The organism is Microbacterium karelineae (assembly GCF_009745985.1).
GTDB lineage: Bacteria > Actinomycetota > Actinomycetes > Actinomycetales > Microbacteriaceae > Microbacterium > Microbacterium karelineae.
This window is the reverse complement of the sequence record NZ_WFIX01000085.1, coordinates 1-218: the sequence shown is the minus strand read 5'-3', so window position 1 is coordinate 218 and position 218 is coordinate 1. Positions and strand designations below refer to the sequence as shown.

Below are 218 nucleotides of genomic sequence, written 5' to 3'. Positions count from 1 at the left end.
CCCTCATCATCACCACCACCCTCAGCAGATGGGTTGGCACCAATGTCCACATCAATAGCTCCTTGAACGACCCACTTGCCATCGACTTCCCAGAGGATGCCGTTCTCGATCTCTCTGTAGGGGAACGAATCCGACAGGAGCTCGTCACCGGTAAGCAGATCCTGGTAGACCAACATGGTGCCGCCTCTTCAAATCTCTCCCCCCGAATTAAAAAAAAA

The 218-nt window shown here is 52.8% G+C and carries 1 protein-coding gene; it reads right to left on the bottom strand.

Translation table 11 applies throughout. The features are described from left to right. On the bottom strand, window positions 1-176 hold a 176-nt coding region (locus tag GB932_RS22015; protein ID WP_497755941.1), incomplete at its 3' end, for a hypothetical protein. Between the last annotated feature and the right edge of the window lie 42 nt (window positions 177-218).